Origin of the sequence: Erwinia sp. JH02, assembly GCF_013074405.1 — a bacterium.
GTDB lineage: Bacteria > Pseudomonadota > Gammaproteobacteria > Enterobacterales > Enterobacteriaceae > Erwinia > Erwinia rhapontici.
The window spans coordinates 350,929-374,089 of sequence record NZ_JABANZ010000005.1 but is presented as its reverse complement, the minus strand read 5'-3'; the positions used below and the strand labels follow the sequence as shown (position 1 = coordinate 374,089).

Genomic DNA, 23,161 nt, shown 5'->3' with positions numbered 1-23,161 from the left:
GGATCTACGATGCGCAAGCTGAACCGAAACGACTTTCCCGGGCCACAGTATCCTGAGCGGATCATTCAGTTTGGTGAAGGTAATTTTCTGCGTGCCTTTATCGACTGGCAAATCGATCAGTTGAACCAACACACCCGTCTGGACGCTGGCGTCGTGGTGGTGCGGCCGCTCAGCAGCGGCAGTCCACGCAGCCTTAACAGCCAGGATGGGCTGTATACCACGGTGATCCGCGGGCTCAATACGCAGGGGGAGGTGGTGAGCGAGCCGCGACTGATCCGCTCCGTCAATCGCGAAATCCAGCCCGTGCAGGATTTTGCCGCGTTTATGGCGCTGGCGACGGACCCGCAGCTGCGGTTTGTGTTCTCCAACACCACGGAAGCGGGGATCTATTTTGATCCGGCAGATACGCTGGAATCCGCGCCTCCGGCCAGCTTCCCTGCCAAACTGACCCGACTGTTACTGGCCCGCTGGCAGCATTTTGACGGCGCGCCTGATAAAGGCTGGCTGATGCTGCCCTGTGAGTTGATCGATAACAACGGTGACGCCCTGCGCGCCCTTGTACTGCAAACGGCGCAGGCCTGGCAGTTGCCTGCCGCGTTTGTGAGGTGGGTGGAGCAGCACAATACCTTTTGTTCGACGCTGGTGGACCGCATTGTTACGGGCTACCCCGACGATGCCAGCGAGCTGGAAGAGCAGCTCGGTTATCGTGACGAGTATTTGGTGGCGGGGGAGGTTTACTATCAGCTGGTGATCCAGGGGCCGTCCTCTGTGGCGCAAGCGCTGTGTCTTGACCAGCTGGCGCTGAATATCCTGCTGGTTGATGACATCAAACCTTATAAAGAGCGCAAGGTGGCGATCCTCAATGGCGCACACACCGCAATGGTGCCGGTGGCGTTTCTGGCCGGGCTGGAGTCGGTGGGTGACGCGATGGTTGATGCAGAGGTGGCTGCGTTTGTTGATGATACGCTGCGTAAGGAAATTATCCCGACGCTGACGCAGCCGCAGGCAGCGCTGAATGCGTTTGCAGACGAGGTCCTTAATCGTTTTCGTAACCCGTTTATCCGCCATCAACTGAGCGCGATTGCCCTCAATGGCATGACGAAGTTCCGCACCCGTCTGCTGCCCGCGCTGCTGTGGCAGCATGCAGAGAACGGGGCACCATCGCCGCGCCTGAGCTTTGCACTGGCAGCGCTGCTGGCGTACTACCGGGGTGAACGCAACGGCCAGCGTTATCCGTTGCAGGACGATGCGCACTGGTTAGCGCGTTTTGCCACGCTGTGGCCGCAGGTTGACTGCCATGATATTTCTCTCCGCCAGCTGGTGGATGACGTGCTGAGTGATGCCGCGCACTGGGGGCAGGACCTCACACAGCTGGCCGGGCTGAGTGCGGGCGTCACGGCACAGCTGCAACAGATCCTCCAGCTTGGCATGCGTGCGGCACTGGCGCAGGTAAACGAAGGGGCGAATCATGCAAAGCATCATTAAAATTCACAGCCTGGATAACGTGGCGGTGGCGTTGCGTGATCTGGAGGAGGGGGAGCGCGTCAGCGTTGCCGGACACGCTCTGGTGCTGAAACAACCGGTGGGGCGTGGGCATAAATTTGCTCTGCACCCGCTGGCAACGAATGCGTTGGTGATGAAATACGGCCTGCCGATCGGCCATGCCACGCAACCGGTGAGTGCCGGTGAAATCATTCATTCGAACAATGCACGCACTAATCTCAGCGATCTGGATGAGTACCAGTATCAGCCGGAGTTTGCCACGCTCCCTGAGCAGGCTGCTGACCGTGAAGTACAGATTTATCGCCGCCGCAGTGGTGAAGTCGGCATCCGCAATGAACTGTGGATCCTGCCGACCGTGGGCTGCGTCAATGGCATTGCCCGTCAGATCCTGCAACGTTTTCTGAAAGAGACGGCAGAGGCGGCTGATATCGACGGCGTGCACCTGTTCAGCCACCCGTTCGGCTGTTCGCAGCTTGGGCAGGATCACGTAAACACCCGCACCATGCTGCAAAATATGGTGCGTCACCCCAACGCCGGGGCAGTGCTGGTGATCGGTCTTGGTTGTGAAAACAATCAGGTCGATGTTTTCCGTGAGACGCTGGGTGAAACAGACGAGCAGCGGGTGAAGTTTATGATTTGCCAGCAGCAGGATGATGAGGTGGAAGCCGGGCTGGCGCTTCTGCATGAACTTTACGAGGCGATGCGCTATGACCAGCGTCAGCCAGGGCGCCTTAGCGAGCTGAAGTTCGGGCTGGAGTGCGGCGGATCGGACGGTTTGTCTGGCATTACCGCCAATCCGTTGCTCGGGCGTTTCTCCGACCAGATGATCGCCAACGGTGGTACCACGGTGCTGACGGAGGTGCCGGAGATGTTCGGGGCAGAACGTATTCTGATGAGCCGCTGCCGCGATGAAGCCACCTTCAGCAAAACCGTGAAGATGGTGAACGATTTCAAAGCCTATTTTATTGCCCACAACCAGCCGATTTATGAAAATCCGTCACCGGGCAACAAAGCGGGGGGGATCACCACACTGGAAGAGAAGTCGCTGGGCTGCACGCAGAAGGCCGGGCAAAGCCAGGTGGTCGATGTTCTCAACTACGGGCAGCGGCTGACACAGCCAGGGCTTAATCTGCTCAGCGCCCCGGGAAACGATGCGGTGGCGACCAGCGCACTGGCCGGAGCGGGTTGCCATATGGTGTTGTTCAGCACCGGACGCGGCACGCCTTACGGGGGTTTTGTCCCCACGGTGAAGTTAGCCACCAACAGCGAACTGGCGGCGAAGAAGCCACACTGGATTGATTTCGATGCCGGGCAGCTGATCCACGGCGTGGAGATGCCCGCCTTGCTGGCGCAGTTTGTCGATACCATCGTGGCGATTGCCAACGGGCGACAGACGCGTAACGAAGTGAATGATTTCCGGGAACTGGCGATTTTTAAAAGCGGGGTAACGTTGTAATCCCGGGAGAGGAGTACGGCGAATGGCGTAGGGGCGGATATGCCTTGCGCTGGGTCGGGCATGCCCGACCCCTACATCTGAACGGCGCAGGGGCGAGGCACGCCTTGCGCAGGGTCGGGTATGCCCGCCCCCTACACCTGAACGACGCAGGGGCGAAGCACGCCTTGCGCTGAGTCGGGCATGCCAGCCCCTACACCTGAGCGACGTAGGGGCGAGGCACGCCTTGCGCAGGGTCGGGCATGCCCGACCCCTACACCTGAACAGCGTAGGGGCGAGGCACGCCTCGCCCTGGGTTAATTTACGCGTTCTGCTCAACCCGGCGATCTTCCGCCATACAGGCCGCAGCCGTAAACAGAATATCCGCCGATGAGTTCAGCGCGGTTTCAGCTGAATCCTGCAAGACCCCGATAATAAAGCCCACAGCCACCACCTGCATCGCCACTTCATTCGGAATACCGAACATGTTACAGGCGACCGGGATCAGCAGCAGCGAACCGCCCGCCACACCTGAAGCCCCGCAGGCACAAATCGACGCGACCAGGCTTAACAGAATAGCGGTACCCACATCGACATGGATCCCGAGCGTATTCACCGCTGCCAGCGTCAGTACGGTAATGGTGATCGATGCGCCCGCCATACTGATGTTGGCGCCAATCGGAATGGACACCGAGTAAGTGTCTTCATCCAGACCCAGCTTTTTCGCCAGCGCCATGTTCACCGGAATATTGGCGGCCGAGCTGCGGGTGAAGAAGGCGGTTACGCCGCTTTCACGCAGGCAGGTAAACACCAGCGGATACGGATTACGGCGGATCTGCCACCACACCAGCAGCGGGTTAAACACCAGCGCCATCAGCAGCATACAACCCAGCAGCAGGATCAGCAGGCTGGCATATTCCCACAGCGCATCAAAGCCGGTCGAGGCGAGAATCGATCCCACCAGGCCGAAAATCCCGATGGGCGCAAAGCGGATCACAATACGCACCAGACGCGTCACGGCATCGGAGGCATCATTGAGAAATGCACGGGTGGTATCGCTGCTGTGGCGGAATGCAAAGCCCAGACCGATAGCCCACACCAGGATGCCGATATAGTTGGCTTTCATCAGCGCTTCAATCGGGTTGGTGACCATGCTCATCAGCAGGCCCCGCAGCACTTCAAGAATCCCGGACGGCGGCACAATCTCGGTGCTGGCGGCTTGCAATGTTAGCGTCTGCGGCAGCAGATGGCTGGCGACCACCGCCACAATGGCGGCACAGAAGGTACTGAGCAGATAGAGCATCACAATCGGGCGAATATTGGTTTTTTGTCCCTGCTGATGGTTAGCAATTGAGGCGATCACCAGCACCAGGACCAGCAAGGGGGCCACGGCTTTCAGTGCGCTGACAAACAGCTCACCCAGCAGGCCGACGGCCAGCGCATTGCTTTTTGAGAACCAGGCCAGGGCAATGCCGGCCACCAGCCCAATCATAATTTGTGTTACCAGGCTGCCCTGGAGCAGGCGCTGAACCAGCCCACGGTCACTGTTTTCTGTACGCATATTTTAAAATCGCTATCGTTATCGATGTTTCTGGGGTGTTTGCGCAGGGGAGTATAAGGAAATCATCTGACAGGGAAAGGGAAAAGTGCGTGTTTTTATGCCATCCATAACAAAAAGGGCCGATCGAAAAAGACGATCGGCCCCTGGATGTTTGCCGCTATCGATCAGGATGTCTTCTGATCGTTCCGATAGTTGACCACGGCATTAATGATCAGCGTCAGCGCCAGAATACCGCCCACAATGCCGAGTGAAATGGCGATGGGGATATGGAAGAAGTCGACAATCAACATCTTCACCCCGATAAACACCAGGATCACCGACAGGCCGTATTTCAGCATTGTGAAACGCTCTGCCACGTTTGCCAGCAGGAAGTACATGGCACGCAGGCCGAGGATCGCAAACAGGTTAGACGTCAGCACGATAAACGGATCGGTGGTCACCGCGAAAATAGCCGGAATACTGTCGACGGCGAAGATGACGTCGCTCAGCTCAACCATAATCAGCACCAGCAGCAGCGGAGTGGCAAACAGAACGCCATTCTTACGCACAAAGAAGCGTTCACCTTCGATTTTGTCCGTCATGCGCATACGACTACGCAGCCAGCGCACCAGCGGCTTATCGCCAATCGCGCTGTCATCTTCCTTCGCCAGCGCCATTTTGATCCCGGTAAACAGCAGGAATGCGCCGAAGATATAGAGCAGCCAGCTAAACTGGGTCACCAGCCAGCTTCCGGCAAAGATCATAATGGTACGCAGCACAATCGCGCCCAGCACGCCGTAGATCAGCACCCGGCGCTGCAATGCGGCCGGAACGGCAAAATAGCTAAACAGCATCAGCCAGACAAACACGTTGTCGACGGCCAGCGCTTTTTCAATCAGATAACCGGTGAGGAAGGCCAGCGCTTGCGCATCCGCGACTTCGCGCCCGGCGGTGCCGGTGAGATACCACCAGAAGGCAGCGTTAAATAACAGTGAGAGGGTGACCCAGACCAGCGACCAGGCGGCCGCTTGTTTCATGGTCATGGTGTGTGCGCCACGACGGCCCTGCAACAGCAGGTCAATCGCCAGCATAATCACGACAACGACAGCGAAGCTGCCCCAGAGTAACGGCGTACCGACAGTATTCATTTTTTTGCCCCAATAACAAAAATGGCCAACTACCCGTCATCTTTCATGCCGCAGATGCGTTGGCTGCCTTCACGAACTCCAGTCACTTACTGATGTAAGCTCATGGAGATTCACTCAGTTGCCGCCTTTCTGCGACCTGAAATCTATAGGGTATATCGGAAGGGATTAGCCACAATATTATTGATGCTGTAAGCAAACCTCGCCTTCCGGCAAGGTCTCACTTACAACCAGGATTTGGTTGCTCAGTAACCGGACATCATGTGGATGTCGTATTGACGATTAACTGACGAAGAAGTTACTCCCCTTTGCTGTTGCAAAAGATAGGCGGGCAGCCGCCGAAGGTCAATCTTCTTCAGTAATATTTAGAAATATTTACACAGTGGCATCGGCCGGGAAGATCACCCCGGTCTGGCGGCGGATCTCCGTCAACAGCTTCGCGGTGATGCGTGACGTTTCCAGTCCGGGGTGATCCCACTGATTATTCTCCACCAGGCGGGCAAAAACCTCCGCTTCATACAGCATGGTATTGATATGCTGCGGCTGCGTCAGATCCTGCGCTTTACCACCGCGCGGGATAAAGCTGACGCGCTGGCACTCAGACACCTGCTCAATCACCAGCGATCCCTCTTCACCCTGAATTTCGCTTGGCAGCGTAGACTGGCTGATTTTTGAGTGCTGTAAGGTCACGTCGAAATCGCCGTAGTTGAGAATTACCGTACCGTGCCCATCAACACCGCTTTCCAGCAGGCTGGCGCTGGCCATCACGTTGGCAGGTTCCCCCCACAGATTCACCGCCGTAGCGAGGCAGTAATAGCCGATATCCATGATCGAGCCGTTAGACCATGCCGGATTAAAGGTGTTGGGATTCTCGCCATCCAGATAACGCTGATAGCGGGAGGAGTACTGGCAGTAATTGATCAAGGCTTTGCGCAGCGTGCCCACTTTCGGCAGCGCCTGTTGCAGCGTGAGGAAGTTCGGCACGCTGGCGGTTTTAAAGGCTTCAAACAGCACCACCTGATGTTCAGCGGCGCAGGCGATCATGGCTTCAACCTCGCGCAGATTCGAGGCCAGCGGCTTTTCGCAGATTACGTGCTTACGGTGGCGTAGGAACAGCAGTGACTGTGGACAGTGCAGAGCGTTGGGGCTGGCGATGTAGACGGCATCAATGGCATCGGATGCTGCCATCTCCTCCAGGGAATCAAACAGCTTTTCCACCGGATAATCACTGGCAAAGGTCTTTGCCTGCTCCAGCGATCGTGAGTAAACGGCAGTCAGCTTCATTTTTCCGGTTTCATGAGCAGCATCGACAAACTGACGGGTGATCCAGTTGGTTCCAACGACGGCAAAGCGAATCATAGTGTTCCTGTTCGGCTGATTAGCGGAAAAAGCAGATTATCATGTCAGGCTGGCAGGGCAATGCCTGATGCGGGATATTTGATTTTTCAGCCCGCCTCTCGCACGATAGGGAAAATCATCACGAGGGAACCCGATGAGCGTTCGCAGCCCGCAAAGTAAACATGCACTTAACTGGACCAGCATTCTGGTCGCGATCCCGGTTGGGCTGGTGGCATCGCTGGTGACGCTGGGTTTTCGTGAGGCCATTAACCTGATTGATGGGCTGGTGTTTAACGGACAAACCGATATTACCCAGGCGATGCGTGTTTACCCCTGGTACTGTTGGCCGCTGATCGTCGGGGCGGGTGGCCTGATTGCCGGTTTCCTGCTGCGTTATGCCACCGCCATTGAGCAAAAGCAGACGGTGCGTACCGATTATCTGGAAGTGATTAACGCCCAGCTGGATGCGGTCCCCACGCGCACCTCGCTGTTTCGCGGGCTGTCATCGCTGGCGAGTATCAGCAGCGGCGCGTCTATCGGGCGTGAAGGGCCGATGGTGCAGCTGTCTGCGCTGGCAGGCAGCCTGATGGGGCGCTGGTGGTTCAAATCGCTGCCGCTGAAAAACAGTGACGTGGTGGCGATGGCAGCTGCCGCCGGGCTGGCCTCGGTGTACCATGCGCCGCTGGCGTCGGCGATTTTTGTCGCGGAAATCGCTTTCGGTATCTCTGCCATGCAGCGTCTGATCCCCCTGATTATTGCGTCCGGCGTGGCGGTGCTGACCATGTGGTCCCTCGGGCACCGTTCGGCAATGTACCCGTTTTCCCACAGCCAGTTTGATCTGACGCCCGGCAGTATTGCGCTGACCGTGGCCATCGGGTTGCTGGCGGGTTTGCTGGGCTGGGGCATGCTGTGGTTGATTGGTCAGAGTAAGCGCTGCTTCGCGCCCATTCGCAGCCTGCCGCTGCGCCTCGGCCTTGGCGGACTGCTGGTGGGCGCGCTGGCGATTGGCAGCACCCAGATCCTCGGTAACGGCTATGAAGTGATTGTGCGCATTATGGCGGGGGATTTCCTGCTGCCGATGCTGCTGGCGCTGCTGCTGCTAAAGATGCTGGCCACGGCGATCTCCGTCGGTTCCAATGCTGTGGGCGGCCTGTTTACTCCGGCGCTGTTGATTGGTGCACTGATGGGGGAAATGGTGGCGTTGCTGGCCGCCGCCGCCGGATTACCGGTTGGCAATGCCGAAGTGTTTGCCGCCGTGGGGATGGGCGCGGTGCTGGCGTCCGTCAGTCAGGCGCCGCTCATGGCGATGCTGATGGTGCTGGAGATGACGCTCAACAGCAGCCTGCTGTTCCCGGCAATGATCGCCAGCGTACTGGCTTCCATGACCGTCTACCGTCTGCACTCCAGCAGCACCTACTCGGTGATGACCCGCCACTTCAGCCGCTCTGACGCCAAGTTTGATTTTGATAACGGCATTATTTCGCAGTTTATCGTCTCCGGCGCGGCGCTGACGCCACAGGATTCTGTCGGTAAAGCGCTGGCGGTCAGCTCACTCAAGCGCGAACGTTTTGTGTATGTGATTGGCGAGCAAGGGGAGTTTATCGGCGCGGTATCGATCCACGATATCTCGCATAAGGTACTGGATAAAGAGATCACCCTGACCTCCCCAGTCAGCTGTGTGGTCGACACCCAATTCCCCACGGTTTACGAGAACCAGACCATCAAAGAAGGCTGGGAAGCGTTCGCGCGCGTCACGCTGGAACGCCTGCCAGTGCTGAATAATCCGCTGGAACGGAAATATCTGGGTGCGCTGACCAAAACCAGTTTGATCCAGCAGGCGAAAGATTTTATATAAGTAAAACAGCGCTATCGGGCGGTGCCTGTATAATGCTCACCTTGCCCCTTTCTTTATTTTAAGGACGAAATCATGTCATTCCCTGCACGTTTTCGCTGGCTGCTGTTGCTGCCTGTGATGTTCTGGCTTTCCGGCTGCGACTATAACCAAATCCAGCAGCGCGACGAAGCCGTCTCCACTGAATGGTCAGAAGTGTTGAACCAGTATCAACGCCGTGCCGACCTGATCCCGAATCTGGTGGCAACGGCAAAAGCCAGCGCCAGCCATGAAGCCGAGGTGTTTAAAAGCATCGCCGACGCCCGCGCGAAAATCGGCAGCCTGACCCAGGTACAAAATGCCCCGGAAGATGCGCAGACCATGCAGGCTTTCCAGCAGTCGCAGTCAGAGCTGAGTAGCGCAATGTCGCGCCTGCTGGTGATCAGCGAACGCTATCCTGATTTGAAAGCGGATCAGATGTTTAACAACCTGATGGTGCAGCTGGAAGGTACGGAAAACCGTATTGCCGTGGCGCGCCAGCGCTATGTCCGTGCGGTGCAGGACTACAACCTGATGATCCGCCAGTTCCCGGGTTCACTGACCGCCAAAGTGATGGGCTACCAGCGTAAAGAAAATTTCCAGCCGGAAAATGTGGCGCAGATATCCACCGCCCCTCAAGTGGATTTCTCACAGCCTGCCAGCGCGAAATAAGGGATCACCATGCGATTTTTCACCCTGATCCTGCTAGCGGTGCTGCCCCTGACCAGTCTGGCCGCGACAGTGGCCGTACCGACATTACAGCAGCGCGTGACGGATGACGCGGGCGTACTGAGCGCCACGGATGTCCAGCAGATTACGACTCAGATAGTGGCGCTGGAGAAAAAAACCGGCCACCAGCTTGCGGTGCTGACCGTCGATACTACCGGGGATGACAGCATTGAGCAGTTTGCCACGCGGGTATTCGATGCCTGGAAACTCGGTGACAAACAGCGCGATGACGGCCTGCTGCTGGTGATGGCGAAAACCGACCGCACGGTGCGCATTGAGGTCGGCTACGGGCTGGAAGGGGATTTCACCGATGTGCAGGCCGCACAGGTGATCAATGGCAGCATCATTCCTCACTTTAAACAGGGGGAAATGGGCCCCGGATTAGTTGCCGGTGTGCAGAGTATTTCACGCCAGTTGGGCGTCCCGGTAGAGGGCGATGCCCCGGCAACGCCACCGCGTCCGCTGGCTGAACCTGCTCCGACAGTATCTAATGACGCCATTACCCTGTCCGGCGGCAGCGTCGGTCTCTGGCTACTGGGCATGATAGTACTGCCGTTCTTCTTCCTGCGCCGCAACCCGCTGCTGAGGGCGCTTTTTGTCAGCGGGATTGTCACCGGTATTTCGTTGATCAGCACGCTGCTGTCCTCAGGTATCGAGGCTGTAAACGGTGATAATGTCGGCCTGCTGTTTGGCGGCAGCCTGATGGTACAGATGCTGATCTCATCGCTGATTGGCACCCTGCTGGGCGGTGGCGGCAGCCGCGACCGTTCTGACGACAGTTCTGACTCCCGCTCCAGTCACAGTCGGGATTCCGACAGCAGTGATGGCGGCTTCAGCGGTGGCGGCGGTCGCAGCGGCGGCGGAGGCGCATCGGGGAAATGGTAACGCTCTAGCGCGTGAGGGTTTACCCCTCACGTCCTTCCAGCGCCTGTGCGGTCAGCCACAGGCGCGTATCGAACTCCAACTGGTGATACTGCGGCTCCATATGGCAGCAGAGCTGGTAAAACGCCTTGTTGTGGTCTTTCTCTTTGATATGCGCCAGCTCATGGACCACGATCATGCGCAGAAATGCTTCCGGGGCCTGTTTAAAAATCGTCGCCACGCGGATCTCCGCTTTGGCTTTCAGCTTGCCGCCCTGCACGCGCGATATCGCCGTATGTAACCCCAGCGCATGTTTCATGACCTTAATCTTACTGTCATAAATCACCTTGTTGAACGGCGGCGCATTGCGCAGCGACTGGTTCTTTAAATCCAGTGCGTAGTCATAGAGCGCTTTGTCGCTGGTGATGCTGTGCATAGAGGGATAACGCTGGTTCAGCACCTCTGACAGGCGCTGTTGCTCAATCAGCGTGCGGACCTGTGACAGCAGCGATTCAGGGTAACCTTGTAGATAAATAAGCGACGACATGCGGACTCCGGTGAAGAAAAACGTTTACTGTGCGCCCGTTTTAGGGGATAAAACGCGGGAATTTTACCACTAAGGTGATCCCATGAGCCAACTCGAACTAAGCAACCGCATGCTGACGCTGCATCGTTTTCCCCAAATGCGCGAAGAAAGCCCGTTGCAGGCCTGGGATGCGGCCGACGAATATGTGTTGCAGCATCTGGGCGATGCCCCGGTCAGCGGCCCAACGCTGATCTTCAATGACACCTTTGGCGCGCTGGCCTGTGCGCTGGCGGGTGAGGGTGTTTACAGCATCAGCGACTCCTGGCTGAACCAGCAGGCGACACGCCAGAATCTGGCGCTGAATCACCTCGATGAAGCCGATGTACAGCTGCTCGACAGTTTGAGTCCGCTTCCTGCGGCCCCGGCGCGTGTTCTGATTAAAGTCCCGAAAACCCTCGCCCTGCTGGAATACCAGCTGCGTGCGTTGCGTGAGGTCGTGACCCCGGAAACCCAGATTATTGCCGCCGGTAAAGCGAAAGATATCCATACCTCGACGTTGCAGCTGTTTGAAAAGGTGCTGGGCCCCACCACCACCTCGCTGGCACGTAAAAAAGCACGCCTGATCTTCGGTACTTTTAGCGCGCCGGAGCTGAAAGAAAGCGATGTGATTACCACCTGGTCGCTGGACGGTACGCCCTACGAGATCCACAACCATGCCAACGTCTTTTCCCGTGGCGGGCTGGATGTGGGGGCGCGCTTCTTCTTACAGCATCTGCCCTCCGATCTGGAAGGTGAGATTGCCGACCTGGGCTGTGGCAATGGTGTGATTGGCCTGATGGCGTTACAACAGAACCCGCTGGCGCAGGTCCATTTCATTGATGAATCCTATATGGCGGTCGCTTCCAGCCGGATGAACATTGAAGTGAACTCTCCGCAGGATCGGGATCGCACGACGTTCCACGTTAACAATTCGCTGGCGGGCTACCCGTCAGACCGCCTGCATGCGGTGCTGTGCAACCCGCCGTTCCACCAGCAGAGTGCGGTCACCGACCATATTGCCTGGCAGATGCTGCGTGATGCACGCCGTTGCCTGCAAGATGGCGGCGAACTGCGTATTGTCGGTAACCGTCATCTCGACAATTACCACAAAATGAAAAAGCTATTTGGTAACTGCACCACCGTGGCAAGCAACCAGAAATTTGTGGTGTTACGTTCGGTGAAAATGCCTTAACCCGTCGGCCTGCGGGTCGGGCATGCCCGCCCCCTACGCACACCGCATTCCGTAAACTGTACTCCGTAGGGGTGAGGCATGCCTCGCCCGCGCCTTCATCGTCTGGCAATCCACGAAAATCGCTGCTGATAACCGTGCTGAACATGGCTGTTGCGGCGATAGCTGGCCTGCTCCTCCGCCATGCAGTAGGTGCATATCTGCGACAGCTCAATCTGTTCTTCCGGCACACCCGCACGCAACGCAATACGTTTTGCCAGCAACGGTAGGTCAAACCACATGCCTGCGGTGGTTCCCTGCGCCTGTGGACGTACCGATGCCGGATTAGGCCAGGGGTGGGCAGACCAGGACATCAGTGCGGCCAGCTGATGCGGATCATCTTGTTCTGCCCGGTCTATCACATCCTGTCCCAGCTCATAACAGCAGGGACCAATCGCCGGGCCGATGGCAATAAACAGACTGTCCGGCGTTGCTCCGCGTTCACACAGATGCGTTATTGCGTTAATCAGTACCCCGCCCAGAATCCCTTTTAAACCACCGTGTACCGCTGCAACCTGCTGCTGACGGCTATCGGCTAACAGGATCGGCAGGCAGTCAGCGGTGTAAATCGCCACGGCATCCTGACCCGTCCCAATCAGTCCATCCGCGTCCTGGCTTTTTACCGGCAGGGCATCCACATCGAGGATGACCCGGGCGCTGTGGCGCTGCTGATTGTAACGCGTGCCTGCCGCAGGGCGTTCGCCTGCAGCCATAAAGGCGTGATCAAGCCAGTCAAAGCGCGAGAGTAGCGGAGAGAAATAGGGGGATGACATCAAGAGCTCCTGGTCAGTCAGTGTGGCGTCATTGATGCTAGCGCGAAAACGGTATTTAGACCATGGATGTCATCCTGGGGGCGGACCGCTTTTCTGGTCCGCCCGGTAGCATCATTTAAATCGCCAGCCCCAGCGCCGTCCCCTGAGCAATCGCCCGGCGTGCATCCAACTCGCGGGCGACATCCGCACCGCCAATAATATGCGGCACTTTCCCCCGCGCTGACAGCGCATCAGCCAGTGAACGGTCCGGCTCTTGCCCGGCGCAAATCACCACGTTATCCACGGCCAGCAGGTGCGCTTCACCATTGACCCGCAGGTGCAGGCCTTCATCATCAATCCGCTGATACTCAACGCCTCCCCACATCTGCACGCCGTGCATTTGCAGGCTGGCGCGATGGATCCATCCGGTGGTTTTTGCCAGCCCGGCGCCCGGCTTGCCTGGTGTGCGCTGCAGCAGCCAGACCTGGCGCTCACTCACCGGACGCTCTGGCGGCACCAGCCCTCCCGGTTGGGTGAGGGTGCGATCAATGCCCCATTCCCGACAGAATGCAGTGAGATCCTGCCCGTGAGCGACCAGATATTCGGCGGTATCAAACCCGATGCCGCCTGCACCAATAATAGCCACGCGTTTGCCGACGGGTTTTTTATCGCGGATGACCTCCAGATAGCTCAGTACCGACGGATGGTCGATGCCCGGAATCGGCGGAGTGCGCGGTAAAATACCCGTTGCCAGCACCACCTCATCAAACGCGGTGAGATCGTCTGCGCTGGCGCGATGATCCAGCCGCAGCGTGACGTGATGCAGCTCAAGCTGGCGTCTGAAGTAGCGCAGCGTTTCACTGAACTCCTCTTTACCGGGGATCTGGCGGGCAATATTGAACTGTCCGCCTACCTCAGGCCGCGCATCAAACAGCGTCACGCGGTGACCGCGTTGGGCGGCATTGACTGCAAAGGCCAGCCCGGCAGGGCCGGCACCGACCACCGCCAGCGTCTTCACCTGTGCGGCGGGCGTCAGCATCATTTCGGTTTCATGGCAGGCGCGCGGGTTGACGAGGCAGGAAGTGAGCTTGCCCGCGAAAATCTGATCGAGGCAGGCCTGATTGCAGCCGATGCAGGTATTGATTTCATCGCAGCGATCCTGCTGCGCTTTCAGCACAAACTCGGCATCGGCAAGGAACGGGCGGGCCATTGACACCATATCGGCACAGCCTTCATCCAGTACGCGCTGGGCCACATCCGGATGGTTAATCCGGTTGGTGGCAATCAGCGGAATGCTGACGTGTTTTTTGAGTGCCTGGGTGACCCAGGCAAAAGCAGCGCGTGGCACCGCCGTCGCGATGGTTGGGATGCGGGCTTCATGCCAGCCGATGCCGGTATTGATCAGCGTGGCCCCGGCCTGTTCGACCGCCTGCGCCAGACGAATGGTCTGCTCAAGCGTGCTGCCCTGTTCCACCAGGTCGAGCATCGACAGGCGAAAAATAATAATAAACTCGCGGCCCACCGCCTCACGCACGGCACGCAGAATGGCAAGGGCAAAGCGCTGGCGATGCGCCTCACTGCCACCCCATTCATCGCTACGCTGGTTGGTGTGCGCCACCAGGAACTGGTTAATCAGATAGCCTTCAGAGGCCATAATCTCGACGCCATCGTAACCCGCCTGCTGCGCCAGACGGGCGCAGTGCGCGTAGTCGGCAATCAGTTGCAGGATCTCGTCATGCGACAGTTCGCGGGGGCAGAAGGGATTGATCGGCGCCTGAATGGCCGAGGGCGCGACCAGTGCGGGCTGGTAGCTGTAGCGGCCCGCGTGCAGGATCTGCATGGCAATTTTTCCACCCGCCTGGTGGACGGCATCCGTCACCTGACGATGATGCGCCAGCTGTGATGCATCATTCAGCACCGAGGCCCCCTGGCTCACCACGCCTTCCGGTGAAGGGGCAATGCCGCCGGTGACAATCAGCGCCACCCCGGCGCGTGCCCGCTCGGCATAAAACGCCGCCAGCCGGGCCGCGCCATCCGGATGCTCTTCCAGCCCGGTATGCATGGAACCCATCAGAAAACGATTTTTAAGTTGGGTAAAACCCAGGTCCAGCGGGGTGAACAGTGACAGGCTCATCGCAAGCGATCTCTGAAGTGGTCGGATGAGTTAACTGTAGCGATCAAATGACCGTGATGAAAGTGCAGTTAATCGGTTTGTGATGAATGCCACTGAATACATCGGGGAGAAAGGGCAACGTGGTTCACGTTATGCGTAACATTGATTTAGTAACATGAATTTTAGTGATCTGATTCACAGTTTTGCATGTTAAACATCGATTTGATAGGCGCCATGAACTGACACGTACTGGAGAACACCATGAGCACCACCACACAGTCCTGCATGATTAACGGCAAAGAGCAGGTTGAAGTCATCAGCCAGCAGGTCAATTACCAGGGTGAAGGCACGCTGGTGCGCATTACGCGCGGCGGTATCTGCGGTTCGGATCTGCACTACTATCAGCACGGTAAAGTGGGCAGCTTTGCGGTAAAAATGCCGATGATCCTCGGTCATGAAGTGATCGGTCATGTGGTGAAAAGCGACAACCCAGCGCTTAAAGAGAACCAGAAGGTGGCGGTTAACCCGTCAAAACCCTGTGGCCACTGCAAATACTGCCTGGCGGATGAAGAGAACCAGTGCACCACCATGCGTTTCTTCGGCAGCGCGATGTATTACCCGCATGTGGACGGCGGTTTCACCCAGTACAAAGTGGTGGATAGCAGCCAGTGCATTCCTTTCGACAATGCCGCTGACGATAAAGTGATGGTCTTTGCTGAACCTCTGGCGGTCTGCATTCATGCGGCTAACCAGGGCGGCGATTTGCAGGGTAAAAAAGTCTTTATCTCTGGCGTGGGCCCAATCGGTTGCCTGATTGCGGCGGCAGCCATAGCGAAAGGCGCAGCAGAAGTGGTCTGTGCGGATGTCAGTGAGCGTTCGCTGGCGATGGCAACGGCGATGGGCGCCACCCACACGATCCACGCGGCCAACGGTGATTTCACCCCGTATCTGGCCGACAAAGGTTACTTCGACGTGGCGTTTGAAGCCTCCGGTCATCCGTCTTCACTGACGCGCTGCCTGGAAGTGACCCGTGCAAAAGGCACGTTAGTGCAGGTGGGCATGGGCGGCGATGTCCCGGGTTTCCCGATCATGATGCTGATTGCTAAAGAGATCAAACTGGTCGGATCGTTCCGCTTTACCTTCGAGTTCAACACCGCCGTGGAGTGGCTGGGCAACGGCACCGTCAACCCGCTGCCGCTGTTCAGCGGGGAATACGACTATCAGAACATTGACGCTGCGCTGCAATTTGCCGGTGACAAAACCCAGGCCGCCAAAGTGCAACTGACTTTTTAAGGGATGACCATGACGACGCTTTTCTCGCTCAATAACAAACGTGTACTGATCACCGGCTCTGGCCGCGGCATTGGTTTCCTGATGGCGAAAGGGCTGGCACAGGCCGGAGCCGAAGTGATCATCAACGCCACCACCCAGGAAGGGGCTGAAAAAGCCGCAAAAGACCTGCAACAGCAGGGGTTTAAGGCCCATGCCGTGGCCTTTAACGTCACGCAGTCAGCGGAGGTGAATGCCGCCGTTGAGAAGATTGAACGTGAAATCGGTCCTATCGATGTGCTGGTCAATAACGCCGGTATTCAGCGTCGCCGCCCGTTCCTGGAGTTCCCGGAGCAGGACTGGAACGATGTGATCGCCGTCAATCAGACAGCGGTGTTCCTCGTCTCTCAGGCGGTGGCCCGCCAGATGGTGACGCGCCAGAAAGGCAAAATCATCAATATCGGTTCGATGCAGAGCGAGCTGGGGCGCGACACCATTACCCCGTACGCGGCCTCAAAAGGGGCGGTGACGATGCTGACGCGCGGCATGTGCGTGGAACTGGCTCGCCATAATATTCAGGTCAACGGCATTGCACCGGGCTATTTCAAAACCGAAATGACCCAGGCACTGGCCGATGATGAAGCCTTCACCTCCTGGTTATGCAAGCGCACCCCTGCGGCACGCTGGGGTAACCCGGAGGAGTTGATCGGGGCGGCGGTGTTCCTGGCCTCTAAAGCCTCTGATTTTGTGAACGGGCACTTACTTTTTGTAGATGGTGGGATGCGCGTCGCGGTCTAAACAGCTATACCCTTAGTCATTAACAACACCTGTACCTCTACTTTTTAAAGGAAGTGCTTTATGCCCATTACAATAATAGCTATTGGCGTAATCCTGCTGCTGGTGCTGATGATCGTCTTCAAGGTCAACGGCTTCATCGCATTAGTCTTTGTTTCTGCCGTGGTCGGGGTTGCCGAAGGGATGACGCCGCTGGCGGTTATCGCATCGATTCAGAAAGGCGTGGGCGGCACGCTCGGCAGCCTGGCGCTGATCCTGGGCTTCGGGGCGATGCTCGGGAAGCTGGTTTCTGACACCGGGGCGGCACAGCGCGTGGCAACCACGTTGATTGCCTCCTTTGGTAAACAGCGCGTGCAGTGGGCGCTGATGGTGACCGGGCTGATCGTTGGTCTGGCGATGTTCTACGAGATTGGCTTCGTACTGCTGCTGCCGCTGGTGTTTACCGTGGTAGCTGCTTCAGGGATGCCGATGCTGTATGTGGGTCTGCCAATGGTGGCCGCACTGTCGGTCACCCACTGCTTCCTGCCACCGCATCCGGGCCCGACAGCCATTGCCACCATCTTTGGTGCGAACCTGGGGACCACGCTGCTGTACGGCATGATTATCACCATTCCAACGGTGATTATCGCCGGACCGGTGTTTTCGAAATTCCTGAAAGGTTTCGAAAAATCACCACCGGAGGGGCTGTATAACCCGAAAATCTTTGAAGATCATGAAATGCCAGGCTTCTGGACCAGTATCTTCGCGGCGGTTATCCCGGTGATCCTGATGGCGGTGGCAGCCGTGTTTGAGCTGACCACGCCAAAAGAGAATGTGCTGCGCCAGTTCTTTGAATTTATCGGTAACCCGGCGGTTGCGCTGTTTATTTCCGTGGTGATTGCGGTGTTCACGCTGGGTCTGCGTAACGGGCGTAAAATGGAAGAAGTGATGGAGATGTGCAGCTCTTCCATTGCGGCTATCGCCATGATCGTCTTTATCATCGCCGGGGGCGGTGCCTTTAAACAGGTGCTGGTGGACAGCGGCGTGGGCAACTACATCGCTGACATGATGAAAGGCTCATCGCTTTCTCCGTTGCTGATGTGCTGGACGGTAGCGGCCATGCTGCGTATCGCGCTCGGCTCTGCGACCGTCGCGGCGATTACCACTGCCGGGATCGTGACGCCAATTATCGCCATTACCCACGCCGATCCGGCGCTGATGGTGTTGGCGGTGGGCTCCGGGAGCGTGATCGCTTCCCACGTGAATGACCCGGGTTTCTGGCTGTTTAAAGGCTACTTCAACCTGAGCGTGATTGAGACGCTGAAAACCTGGACGGTGATGGAAACGCTGATCTCCTTCCTCGGCCTGGCTGGTGTGTTGATCCTGAACGCCATAATTCATTAATATCAGGCCGGGTATATCCGGCCACTCCGTTACCCTTATCAGGGGCCAGGCTTGCCTGGCCCTTTTCACGTTTAAATGGAACCCCCAATGCGCGCGCACCGTATCTCGCTCCAGGACATCGCCACGCTGGCTGGCGTCACGAAAATGACGGTCAGCCGCTACCTGCGTACACCCGATCGCGTGTCGCCGGAAACCGGGGCGAAAATCGCGCAAATTATCGAAGAGATTAACTACATTCCCAATCGTGCGCCGGAGATGCTCCTCAGTTCGAAGAGTTACACCCTGGGCGTACTGATCCCCTCGTTTAAAAACCAGATCTTTGCCGATCTCCTCAGCGGGATAGAGGCGGCCACCAAAGAAGGGCGCTACCAGACACTGATCGCCAACTACAACTACGACAAACAGGCCGAAGAGGAGCAGATCATCAATCTGCTCTCGTACAACATTGATGGCATTATCCTCAGTGAAAAGGACCATACCCTGCGTGCGGTGAAGTACCTGCGGGCGGCACAGATTCCGATTGTCGAAGTGATGGATACCCAGGGCAGTTGCCTGGATATGCAGGTGGGGTTTAATAACTTCAGTGCAGGCTACGACATGACACGCACGCTGCTCGATCAGGGGCGTAAACGGGTGATCTACTTCGGTTCCCAGGACGATCGGCGTGATGAGTTTCGCTATCGCGGCTACTGTCAGGCGATGGAGGAGCGTGGTGGCTGCGGGAATCGGGTCAACCCGAAGGCTATCTCATCGCAGAAACTGGGCGCGGCGATGCTGGCCAGCGCGCTGGAGCAGTTCCCTGACCTCGATGCGATTTTCTGTACTAACGACGACCTTTCACTCGGTGCATTACTGCACTGCCAGCGCCACGGCATCGCCGTTCCGGGCCGCATTGCGATTGCCGGATTCCATGGGCTGGATATCAGCCGCGAAATGTACCCGACAATGGCCAGTGTGATTACCCCGCGTTACGCCATTGGGTATACCGCGGCCGAGCTGCTGTTGAAAAAGATTGGCGACAGCCGCTTTTCGGCCGACTCGGTGGACCTGAGTTACCAGATATTTATGGGTGAAACGATCTGAAGTGTAAATCTGATTAAATAAAATCAACTTTGCTGACAGTAATTGATAAATCACGTCACTAATTAATAAATCGAGCAGAAGCAGAGAGATAATTATTCCTTCTTATCCTCTTCTGAGTTAGTGTCACTTTTATTAGTTACATAAAGAGATTTACGTTTTTATATTAGATGCGTGTTTCCTGATTTATTTTATTTCGCTCCTTTATTTTTCGTATCATCTATATGATAAATGGCTATATTTTTTGTTTATTATCAATGATTTCATTCATCAATAAGTTTATCTTATTTTATTTCCATGCCTGTTTAACTCAATTTAATAAAGCACATTTAATTAACATTACATTTCGGTTATTTATTATCACTTAAGATTAATCTTAATCACTTCCGGTTAACTAAGATGTTAGAACTTATTTCACATTTTCCCCGGAAGAGAGATTCTATTTTGACGACCCTCAAACCCCTGTTAGCTAAAAACCGCAGTTGGGCTTTACAGCGACGCCAACGTGATCCGCACTATTTCCGGCAAAATGTGGACGGGCAGCAGCCTCACTCTTTGTGGATCGGCTGTTCTGACAGCCGTGTACCGGCGGAGGTGCTGACCGGCGCCCACCCGGGCGAGCTTTTCGTCCATCGCAACATTGCCAATATGGTGGTCAGCAATGACGACAACTTTATGAGCGTATTGCAGTATGCGATTGAATATCTTAAGGTTTCACACATTGTTCTCTGTGGTCACTACGGCTGCGGCGGCGTACAGGCGGCGCTGACGCTGCCGGATATTCCGTTGGGAGATGAAAACTCAGCGCTGGCGCGGCGCATTACTCAACTGCGCCACGGCATCGCCTCCGAACTTGCGCCGCTGAGTGCAGAAGAACTGCCGGGGGATCATCTGAACCGGCTGGTGGAAGCCAATGTCCTGGCACAATTCAGCCAGTTAGTAAAAACCGCCCCGGTGCTGAAAGCCTGGCGTGACGGCGTGGCGCTGGATGTGTTCGGCTGTGTTTATGATCTGCACAGCGGGCATTTGAAGGAACTAATCCAGCAGGCAGAAGAGGGCAGCGTATGAATCTGAATACCTTACGTCAGGATATTCCAGCGGGGCTGGTGGTCTTCCTCGTGGCGCTACCGCTGTGCCTCGGGATTGCTCAGGCCAGCGGATTGCCACCCTTCGTCGGGCTGCTGACGGGCGTCATCGGTGGCCTGGTGGTCACCACCTTCAGCCCGTCGAAATTTGCGGTCAGTGGCCCTGCGGCGGGCTTGGTGACCATTGTGACGGGGGCTATCGAGACCCTGGGATCGTTCTCCGCACTGCTGCTGGCATTGATGATCGCTGGCGTATTGCAGTTTTTGCTGGGCGCATTGCGTGCCGGGCGTTTTATCTCGCTGGTGCCGGGAAGCGTGATCAAAGGGATGCTGGCCGCGATTGGTATCCTGCTGATTATTCAGCAAATACCGGTGGCGCTGGGTGCTGCGGGTGAAGAGGGCTGGTCATCACTGCTGCATGAGGGGGCAATCAATGTGTCACTTCCTGCGGTAGCGGTAGCATTTGCCGGGCTACTGGTGCTCGGGCTGTGGACCACGCCTGCTATCAAGCGGAATCGTTGGCTGGGATGGATGCCCGGCCCGCTGGTGGCGGTGCTGCTCGGCTGTCTGGCGACGGTGCTTGGAGGGCGTTTTTTCCCGGATATCGCCAGCCATCTGCCGCGCATCTCGCTGCCCGCTTTTGACAGTATTGCCACGTTAACCGGGGAGCTGGAGCGGCCGGACTGGCTGGCGTGGCAGAACCCGGCGGTCTATATCGTTGCCGCCACGTTGGCGATTGTCGCCAGCCTGGAAACCCTGCTTAGTCAGGAAGCGCTGAAGAAACTGCGTACGCAAACCCCGGCCCCCTCTCCTGATAAGGAGATGCGCGCTCAGGGTATCGGTAACCTGCTGTCCGGCTTTATGGGGGGGCTGCCGATCACTGCCGTTATCGTGCGCAGTTCGGTCAACGTCAGCGCGGGCGCTCGCAGTAAACTTTCTATATTGATCCACGGTGTGCTGCTGCTGGTGTGCGGCTTGTGGTTCAGCGGATTGCTGAATGCGATCCCGCTGGCGAGCCTTGCGGCGGTGCTGCTGTATACAGGCTATAAGCTGGCTACGCCGGGGCTGTTTGTGTCACAAATCCGCCAGGGAGCGCCGCAGTGGGTGCCGTTTATGGCGACCATCGGCGGTATTCTGATTTTCGGAATGCTGGCGGGGATTGGCATTGGTCTGGCGACGCAGATCCTGTTCAGCATCTATAAAAGCCATCGTAATGCGATGTTGCTGACGCGCTATGACGATCATTATGTGCTGCGTTTTCAGCAGAACCTGACCTTTATGCATAATCCGCGCCTCAAAGGCCTGCTGGCGCAGATCCCGGAGAACAGCGTGGTGATTGTGGACCACGATAATGCCGAATACATCGATCCTGATGTGGAAGCGATATTACAGGACTTCGGCGAGGGGGCGAAAAAACGGGGGATCCAGCTGAATCAGTGGCCGGTGAAACTGGCGTAATCCGCGTCACTTAGCTGACAAGGCCACAGGAGGTGGCCTTTTTTGCGGCTGGCCTGCTTACAACGGGGTGCAGGCAATCACGATACGGGCCAGCGGGACCAGCTCATTCAGGGCGCATTCAAACTGCTGCTGACCGTTAGCAACGCGCACGCGTCCGGGAGGAATACGCGTCAGGCTGCGAATACTCACCTGGCCTTCCAGCGACACCAGCCAGTCACCATCCAGGACCTCACTGAATGCCTGCTCAGCAATAAACTGCTGGTTGCCTTCAACAATCACCAGCGGCTGTTCAATGGCGCTGGGCCAGGCCTCAAAGAACGCCGCGTCGACGGCAATGCTGGTGAGCGTTGTCAGCTTTCCGGCGTCCAGGCGTTGACGGGCAAGCGTCTGGGTATTTCCGTTTTGCGAGGGCGGCGTGCGGTTTTCTGCCGGGCCTGGCTGCTCACCCTCTCCGGTTGCCAGCCACTGCAATGAGGCCTGCGTATCGGCCATGCAGCGGATGACGATATCTGAGGGGAAATAACCGCGCGAATAGCGATTCGCCAGGCTGCTGCTGGCAATCCCTAAATGCTCAGCCAGCGCCAGTTTCGTGGTAAAGCCGTAGGCCTGGAGCACGCGATCCAGCACCTCTTTTGCACCGCTTTGAAAATCGATTTTTAGGCTCACGCTCAAACTCCTGGTTTATTTCATTTTTTGGGGAGTGTGCAATTTGAATTGTAGCTTTATGGGCACATCAGGACGGCGAGCACATCAATTATCAAAGATTTTGCCCGATGATGGGTGTTTTTACAACCTGTAAACCCGCTGTCTTTGTCAGTACGGCTCTCACATTCATCTTTAGTGAATAGGCGAGTTCATCCGGGAGTGAACAGCCCGTTCGCCCCCGTATAACGTGAGCAACGCTAATTTATTTCACCCGTATGAATCTCATTTTCATACGCTGAAACCCCCATGGCGGGCGTTCAGGCCTGAAATAAACACGGCAGGCGATGGTATGTTTCTTCTTTAGAGCAAT

The 23,161-nt window shown here is 56.9% G+C and carries 19 protein-coding genes; 12 read left to right on the top strand and 7 right to left on the bottom strand.

All coding sequences use genetic code 11. The features are described 5' to 3' along the window. The first annotated feature begins 9 nt into the window (after positions 1-9). Both HHI26_RS14325 and HHI26_RS14320 read left to right on the top strand, forming a co-directional pair. Positions 10-1,485: a tagaturonate reductase gene (locus HHI26_RS14325; RefSeq protein ID WP_171149272.1), complete on the top strand. Its 1,476-nt coding sequence runs from the start codon at positions 10-12 to the stop codon at positions 1,483-1,485. Further along, complete coding sequence (locus tag HHI26_RS14320; RefSeq protein ID WP_133842493.1) at positions 1,469-2,959, top strand: altronate dehydratase family protein; 1,491 nt, start codon at positions 1,469-1,471, stop codon at positions 2,957-2,959. Before HHI26_RS14325 ends, HHI26_RS14320 begins: the two co-directional genes overlap by 17 nt. Positions 2,960-3,257: 298 nt before the next feature. Here HHI26_RS14320 and sstT read toward each other — a convergent pair whose 3' ends face one another. The 3 genes from sstT to HHI26_RS14305 all read right to left on the bottom strand — a co-directional run bounded on the left by sstT (position 3,258) and on the right by HHI26_RS14305 (position 6,979). Further along, a complete protein-coding gene (gene sstT / locus HHI26_RS14315; RefSeq protein ID WP_133842492.1) occupies positions 3,258-4,496 on the bottom strand; it encodes a serine/threonine transporter SstT in 1,239 nt (412 codons plus the stop codon). 164 nt (positions 4,497-4,660) lie between these two features. Further along, positions 4,661-5,623 carry a TerC family protein gene (locus HHI26_RS14310; protein ID WP_133842491.1) on the bottom strand — a complete coding sequence of 321 codons (963 nt, stop codon included), beginning with the start codon at positions 5,621-5,623 and terminating at the stop codon, positions 4,661-4,663. 372 nt (positions 5,624-5,995) lie between these two features. Continuing rightward, positions 5,996-6,979, bottom strand: a complete 984-nt coding sequence (locus tag HHI26_RS14305) for a Gfo/Idh/MocA family oxidoreductase (protein ID WP_133842490.1) — start codon at positions 6,977-6,979, stop codon at positions 5,996-5,998. A 133-nt stretch (positions 6,980-7,112) separates the two neighbouring features. Here HHI26_RS14305 and HHI26_RS14300 point away from each other — a divergent pair, with 133 nt between their 5' ends. From HHI26_RS14300 to HHI26_RS14290, 3 genes are all read left to right on the top strand, one after another. Then, entirely contained in the window at positions 7,113-8,813 is a 1,701-nt protein-coding gene (locus HHI26_RS14300) for a chloride channel protein (RefSeq protein WP_133842489.1), read from the top strand. 72 nt (positions 8,814-8,885) lie between these two features. Further along, entirely contained in the window at positions 8,886-9,500 is a 615-nt protein-coding gene (locus HHI26_RS14295; protein WP_159336818.1) for a LemA family protein, read from the top strand. 9 nt (positions 9,501-9,509) lie between these two features. Next, on the top strand, positions 9,510-10,442 hold the full coding sequence (locus HHI26_RS14290; RefSeq protein ID WP_159336819.1) for a YgcG family protein: 933 nt from the start codon (positions 9,510-9,512) through the stop codon (positions 10,440-10,442). Positions 10,443-10,461: 19 nt separating this feature from the next. Here the strand turns inward: HHI26_RS14290 and HHI26_RS14285 are convergent, their stop codons facing one another. Further along, on the bottom strand, positions 10,462-10,965 hold the full coding sequence (locus tag HHI26_RS14285) for a M48 family metallopeptidase (RefSeq protein WP_171149271.1): 504 nt from the start codon (positions 10,963-10,965) through the stop codon (positions 10,462-10,464). Positions 10,966-11,047: 82 nt separating this feature from the next. Here HHI26_RS14285 and rlmG point away from each other — a divergent pair, with 82 nt between their 5' ends. Next, entirely contained in the window at positions 11,048-12,175 is a 1,128-nt protein-coding gene (gene rlmG / locus HHI26_RS14280) for a 23S rRNA (guanine(1835)-N(2))-methyltransferase RlmG (RefSeq protein ID WP_171149270.1), read from the top strand. A 95-nt stretch (positions 12,176-12,270) separates the two neighbouring features. On the opposite strand, the gene HHI26_RS14275 is transcribed toward rlmG, so the two are convergent. Continuing rightward, the gene (locus HHI26_RS14275; protein ID WP_171149269.1) at positions 12,271-12,984 is read right to left on the bottom strand and encodes a polyphenol oxidase family protein; all 714 of its coding nucleotides are present in this window, start codon (positions 12,982-12,984) and stop codon (positions 12,271-12,273) included. Between the two features lie 115 nt (positions 12,985-13,099). Continuing rightward, the gene (locus tag HHI26_RS14270) at positions 13,100-15,097 is read right to left on the bottom strand and encodes an NADPH-dependent 2,4-dienoyl-CoA reductase (protein WP_171149268.1); all 1,998 of its coding nucleotides are present in this window, start codon (positions 15,095-15,097) and stop codon (positions 13,100-13,102) included. A 240-nt stretch (positions 15,098-15,337) separates the two neighbouring features. Here HHI26_RS14270 and idnD point away from each other — a divergent pair, with 240 nt between their 5' ends. The 6 genes from idnD (at position 15,338) to HHI26_RS14240 (ending at position 22,146) form a co-directional block, all read left to right on the top strand. Then, positions 15,338-16,369, top strand: coding sequence for an L-idonate 5-dehydrogenase (idnD, locus tag HHI26_RS14265; protein WP_133842482.1), 1,032 nt, complete (start codon positions 15,338-15,340; stop codon positions 16,367-16,369). A 9-nt stretch (positions 16,370-16,378) separates the two neighbouring features. Next, on the top strand, positions 16,379-17,143 hold the full coding sequence (idnO, locus tag HHI26_RS14260; RefSeq protein ID WP_171149267.1) for a gluconate 5-dehydrogenase: 765 nt from the start codon (positions 16,379-16,381) through the stop codon (positions 17,141-17,143). A gap of 60 nt (positions 17,144-17,203) precedes the next feature. After that, a complete protein-coding gene (locus HHI26_RS14255) occupies positions 17,204-18,523 on the top strand; it encodes a gluconate:H+ symporter (RefSeq protein WP_171149266.1) in 1,320 nt (439 codons plus the stop codon). 87 nt (positions 18,524-18,610) lie between these two features. After that, positions 18,611-19,606 carry a LacI family DNA-binding transcriptional regulator gene (locus HHI26_RS14250; protein ID WP_171149265.1) on the top strand — a complete coding sequence of 332 codons (996 nt, stop codon included), beginning with the start codon at positions 18,611-18,613 and terminating at the stop codon, positions 19,604-19,606. Positions 19,607-20,047: 441 nt separating this feature from the next. Continuing rightward, complete coding sequence (locus HHI26_RS14245) at positions 20,048-20,671, top strand: carbonic anhydrase (RefSeq protein ID WP_241008284.1); 624 nt, start codon at positions 20,048-20,050, stop codon at positions 20,669-20,671. Further along, on the top strand, positions 20,668-22,146 hold the full coding sequence (locus tag HHI26_RS14240; protein ID WP_159336826.1) for a SulP family inorganic anion transporter: 1,479 nt from the start codon (positions 20,668-20,670) through the stop codon (positions 22,144-22,146). The genes HHI26_RS14245 and HHI26_RS14240 overlap by 4 nt, the downstream gene beginning before the upstream one ends. A gap of 57 nt (positions 22,147-22,203) precedes the next feature. On the opposite strand, the gene HHI26_RS14235 is transcribed toward HHI26_RS14240, so the two are convergent. Continuing rightward, positions 22,204-22,812 (bottom strand): phage repressor protein CI, encoded by a 609-nt coding sequence (locus HHI26_RS14235; protein WP_159336827.1) that lies wholly within the window; start codon positions 22,810-22,812, stop codon positions 22,204-22,206. Between the last annotated feature and the right edge of the window lie 349 nt (positions 22,813-23,161).

Excerpts from the sequence above, each read along its gene's own strand:
- idnO (WP_171149267.1), top strand. The coding sequence starts at position 16,379 with ATGACGACGCTTTTCTCGCTCAATAACAAACGTGTACTGATCACCGGC.
- HHI26_RS14270 (WP_171149268.1), bottom strand. The coding sequence starts at position 15,097 with ATGAGCCTGTCACTGTTCACCCCGCTGGACCTGGGTTTTACCCAACTT.
- HHI26_RS14255 (WP_171149266.1), top strand. The coding sequence starts at position 17,204 with ATGCCCATTACAATAATAGCTATTGGCGTAATCCTGCTGCTGGTGCTG.
- HHI26_RS14240 (WP_159336826.1), top strand. The coding sequence starts at position 20,668 with ATGAATCTGAATACCTTACGTCAGGATATTCCAGCGGGGCTGGTGGTC.
- sstT (WP_133842492.1), bottom strand. The coding sequence starts at position 4,496 with ATGCGTACAGAAAACAGTGACCGTGGGCTGGTTCAGCGCCTGCTCCAG.
- HHI26_RS14320 (WP_133842493.1), top strand. The coding sequence starts at position 1,469 with ATGCAAAGCATCATTAAAATTCACAGCCTGGATAACGTGGCGGTGGCG.
- rlmG (WP_171149270.1), top strand. The coding sequence starts at position 11,048 with ATGAGCCAACTCGAACTAAGCAACCGCATGCTGACGCTGCATCGTTTT.
- idnD (WP_133842482.1), top strand. The coding sequence starts at position 15,338 with ATGAGCACCACCACACAGTCCTGCATGATTAACGGCAAAGAGCAGGTT.
- HHI26_RS14250 (WP_171149265.1), top strand. The coding sequence starts at position 18,611 with ATGCGCGCGCACCGTATCTCGCTCCAGGACATCGCCACGCTGGCTGGC.
- HHI26_RS14290 (WP_159336819.1), top strand. The coding sequence starts at position 9,510 with ATGCGATTTTTCACCCTGATCCTGCTAGCGGTGCTGCCCCTGACCAGT.
- HHI26_RS14275 (WP_171149269.1), bottom strand. The coding sequence starts at position 12,984 with ATGTCATCCCCCTATTTCTCTCCGCTACTCTCGCGCTTTGACTGGCTT.
- HHI26_RS14285 (WP_171149271.1), bottom strand. The coding sequence starts at position 10,965 with ATGTCGTCGCTTATTTATCTACAAGGTTACCCTGAATCGCTGCTGTCA.
- HHI26_RS14310 (WP_133842491.1), bottom strand. The coding sequence starts at position 5,623 with ATGAATACTGTCGGTACGCCGTTACTCTGGGGCAGCTTCGCTGTCGTT.
- HHI26_RS14325 (WP_171149272.1), top strand. The coding sequence starts at position 10 with ATGCGCAAGCTGAACCGAAACGACTTTCCCGGGCCACAGTATCCTGAG.
- HHI26_RS14305 (WP_133842490.1), bottom strand. The coding sequence starts at position 6,979 with ATGATTCGCTTTGCCGTCGTTGGAACCAACTGGATCACCCGTCAGTTT.
- HHI26_RS14295 (WP_159336818.1), top strand. The coding sequence starts at position 8,886 with ATGTCATTCCCTGCACGTTTTCGCTGGCTGCTGTTGCTGCCTGTGATG.
- HHI26_RS14300 (WP_133842489.1), top strand. The coding sequence starts at position 7,113 with ATGAGCGTTCGCAGCCCGCAAAGTAAACATGCACTTAACTGGACCAGC.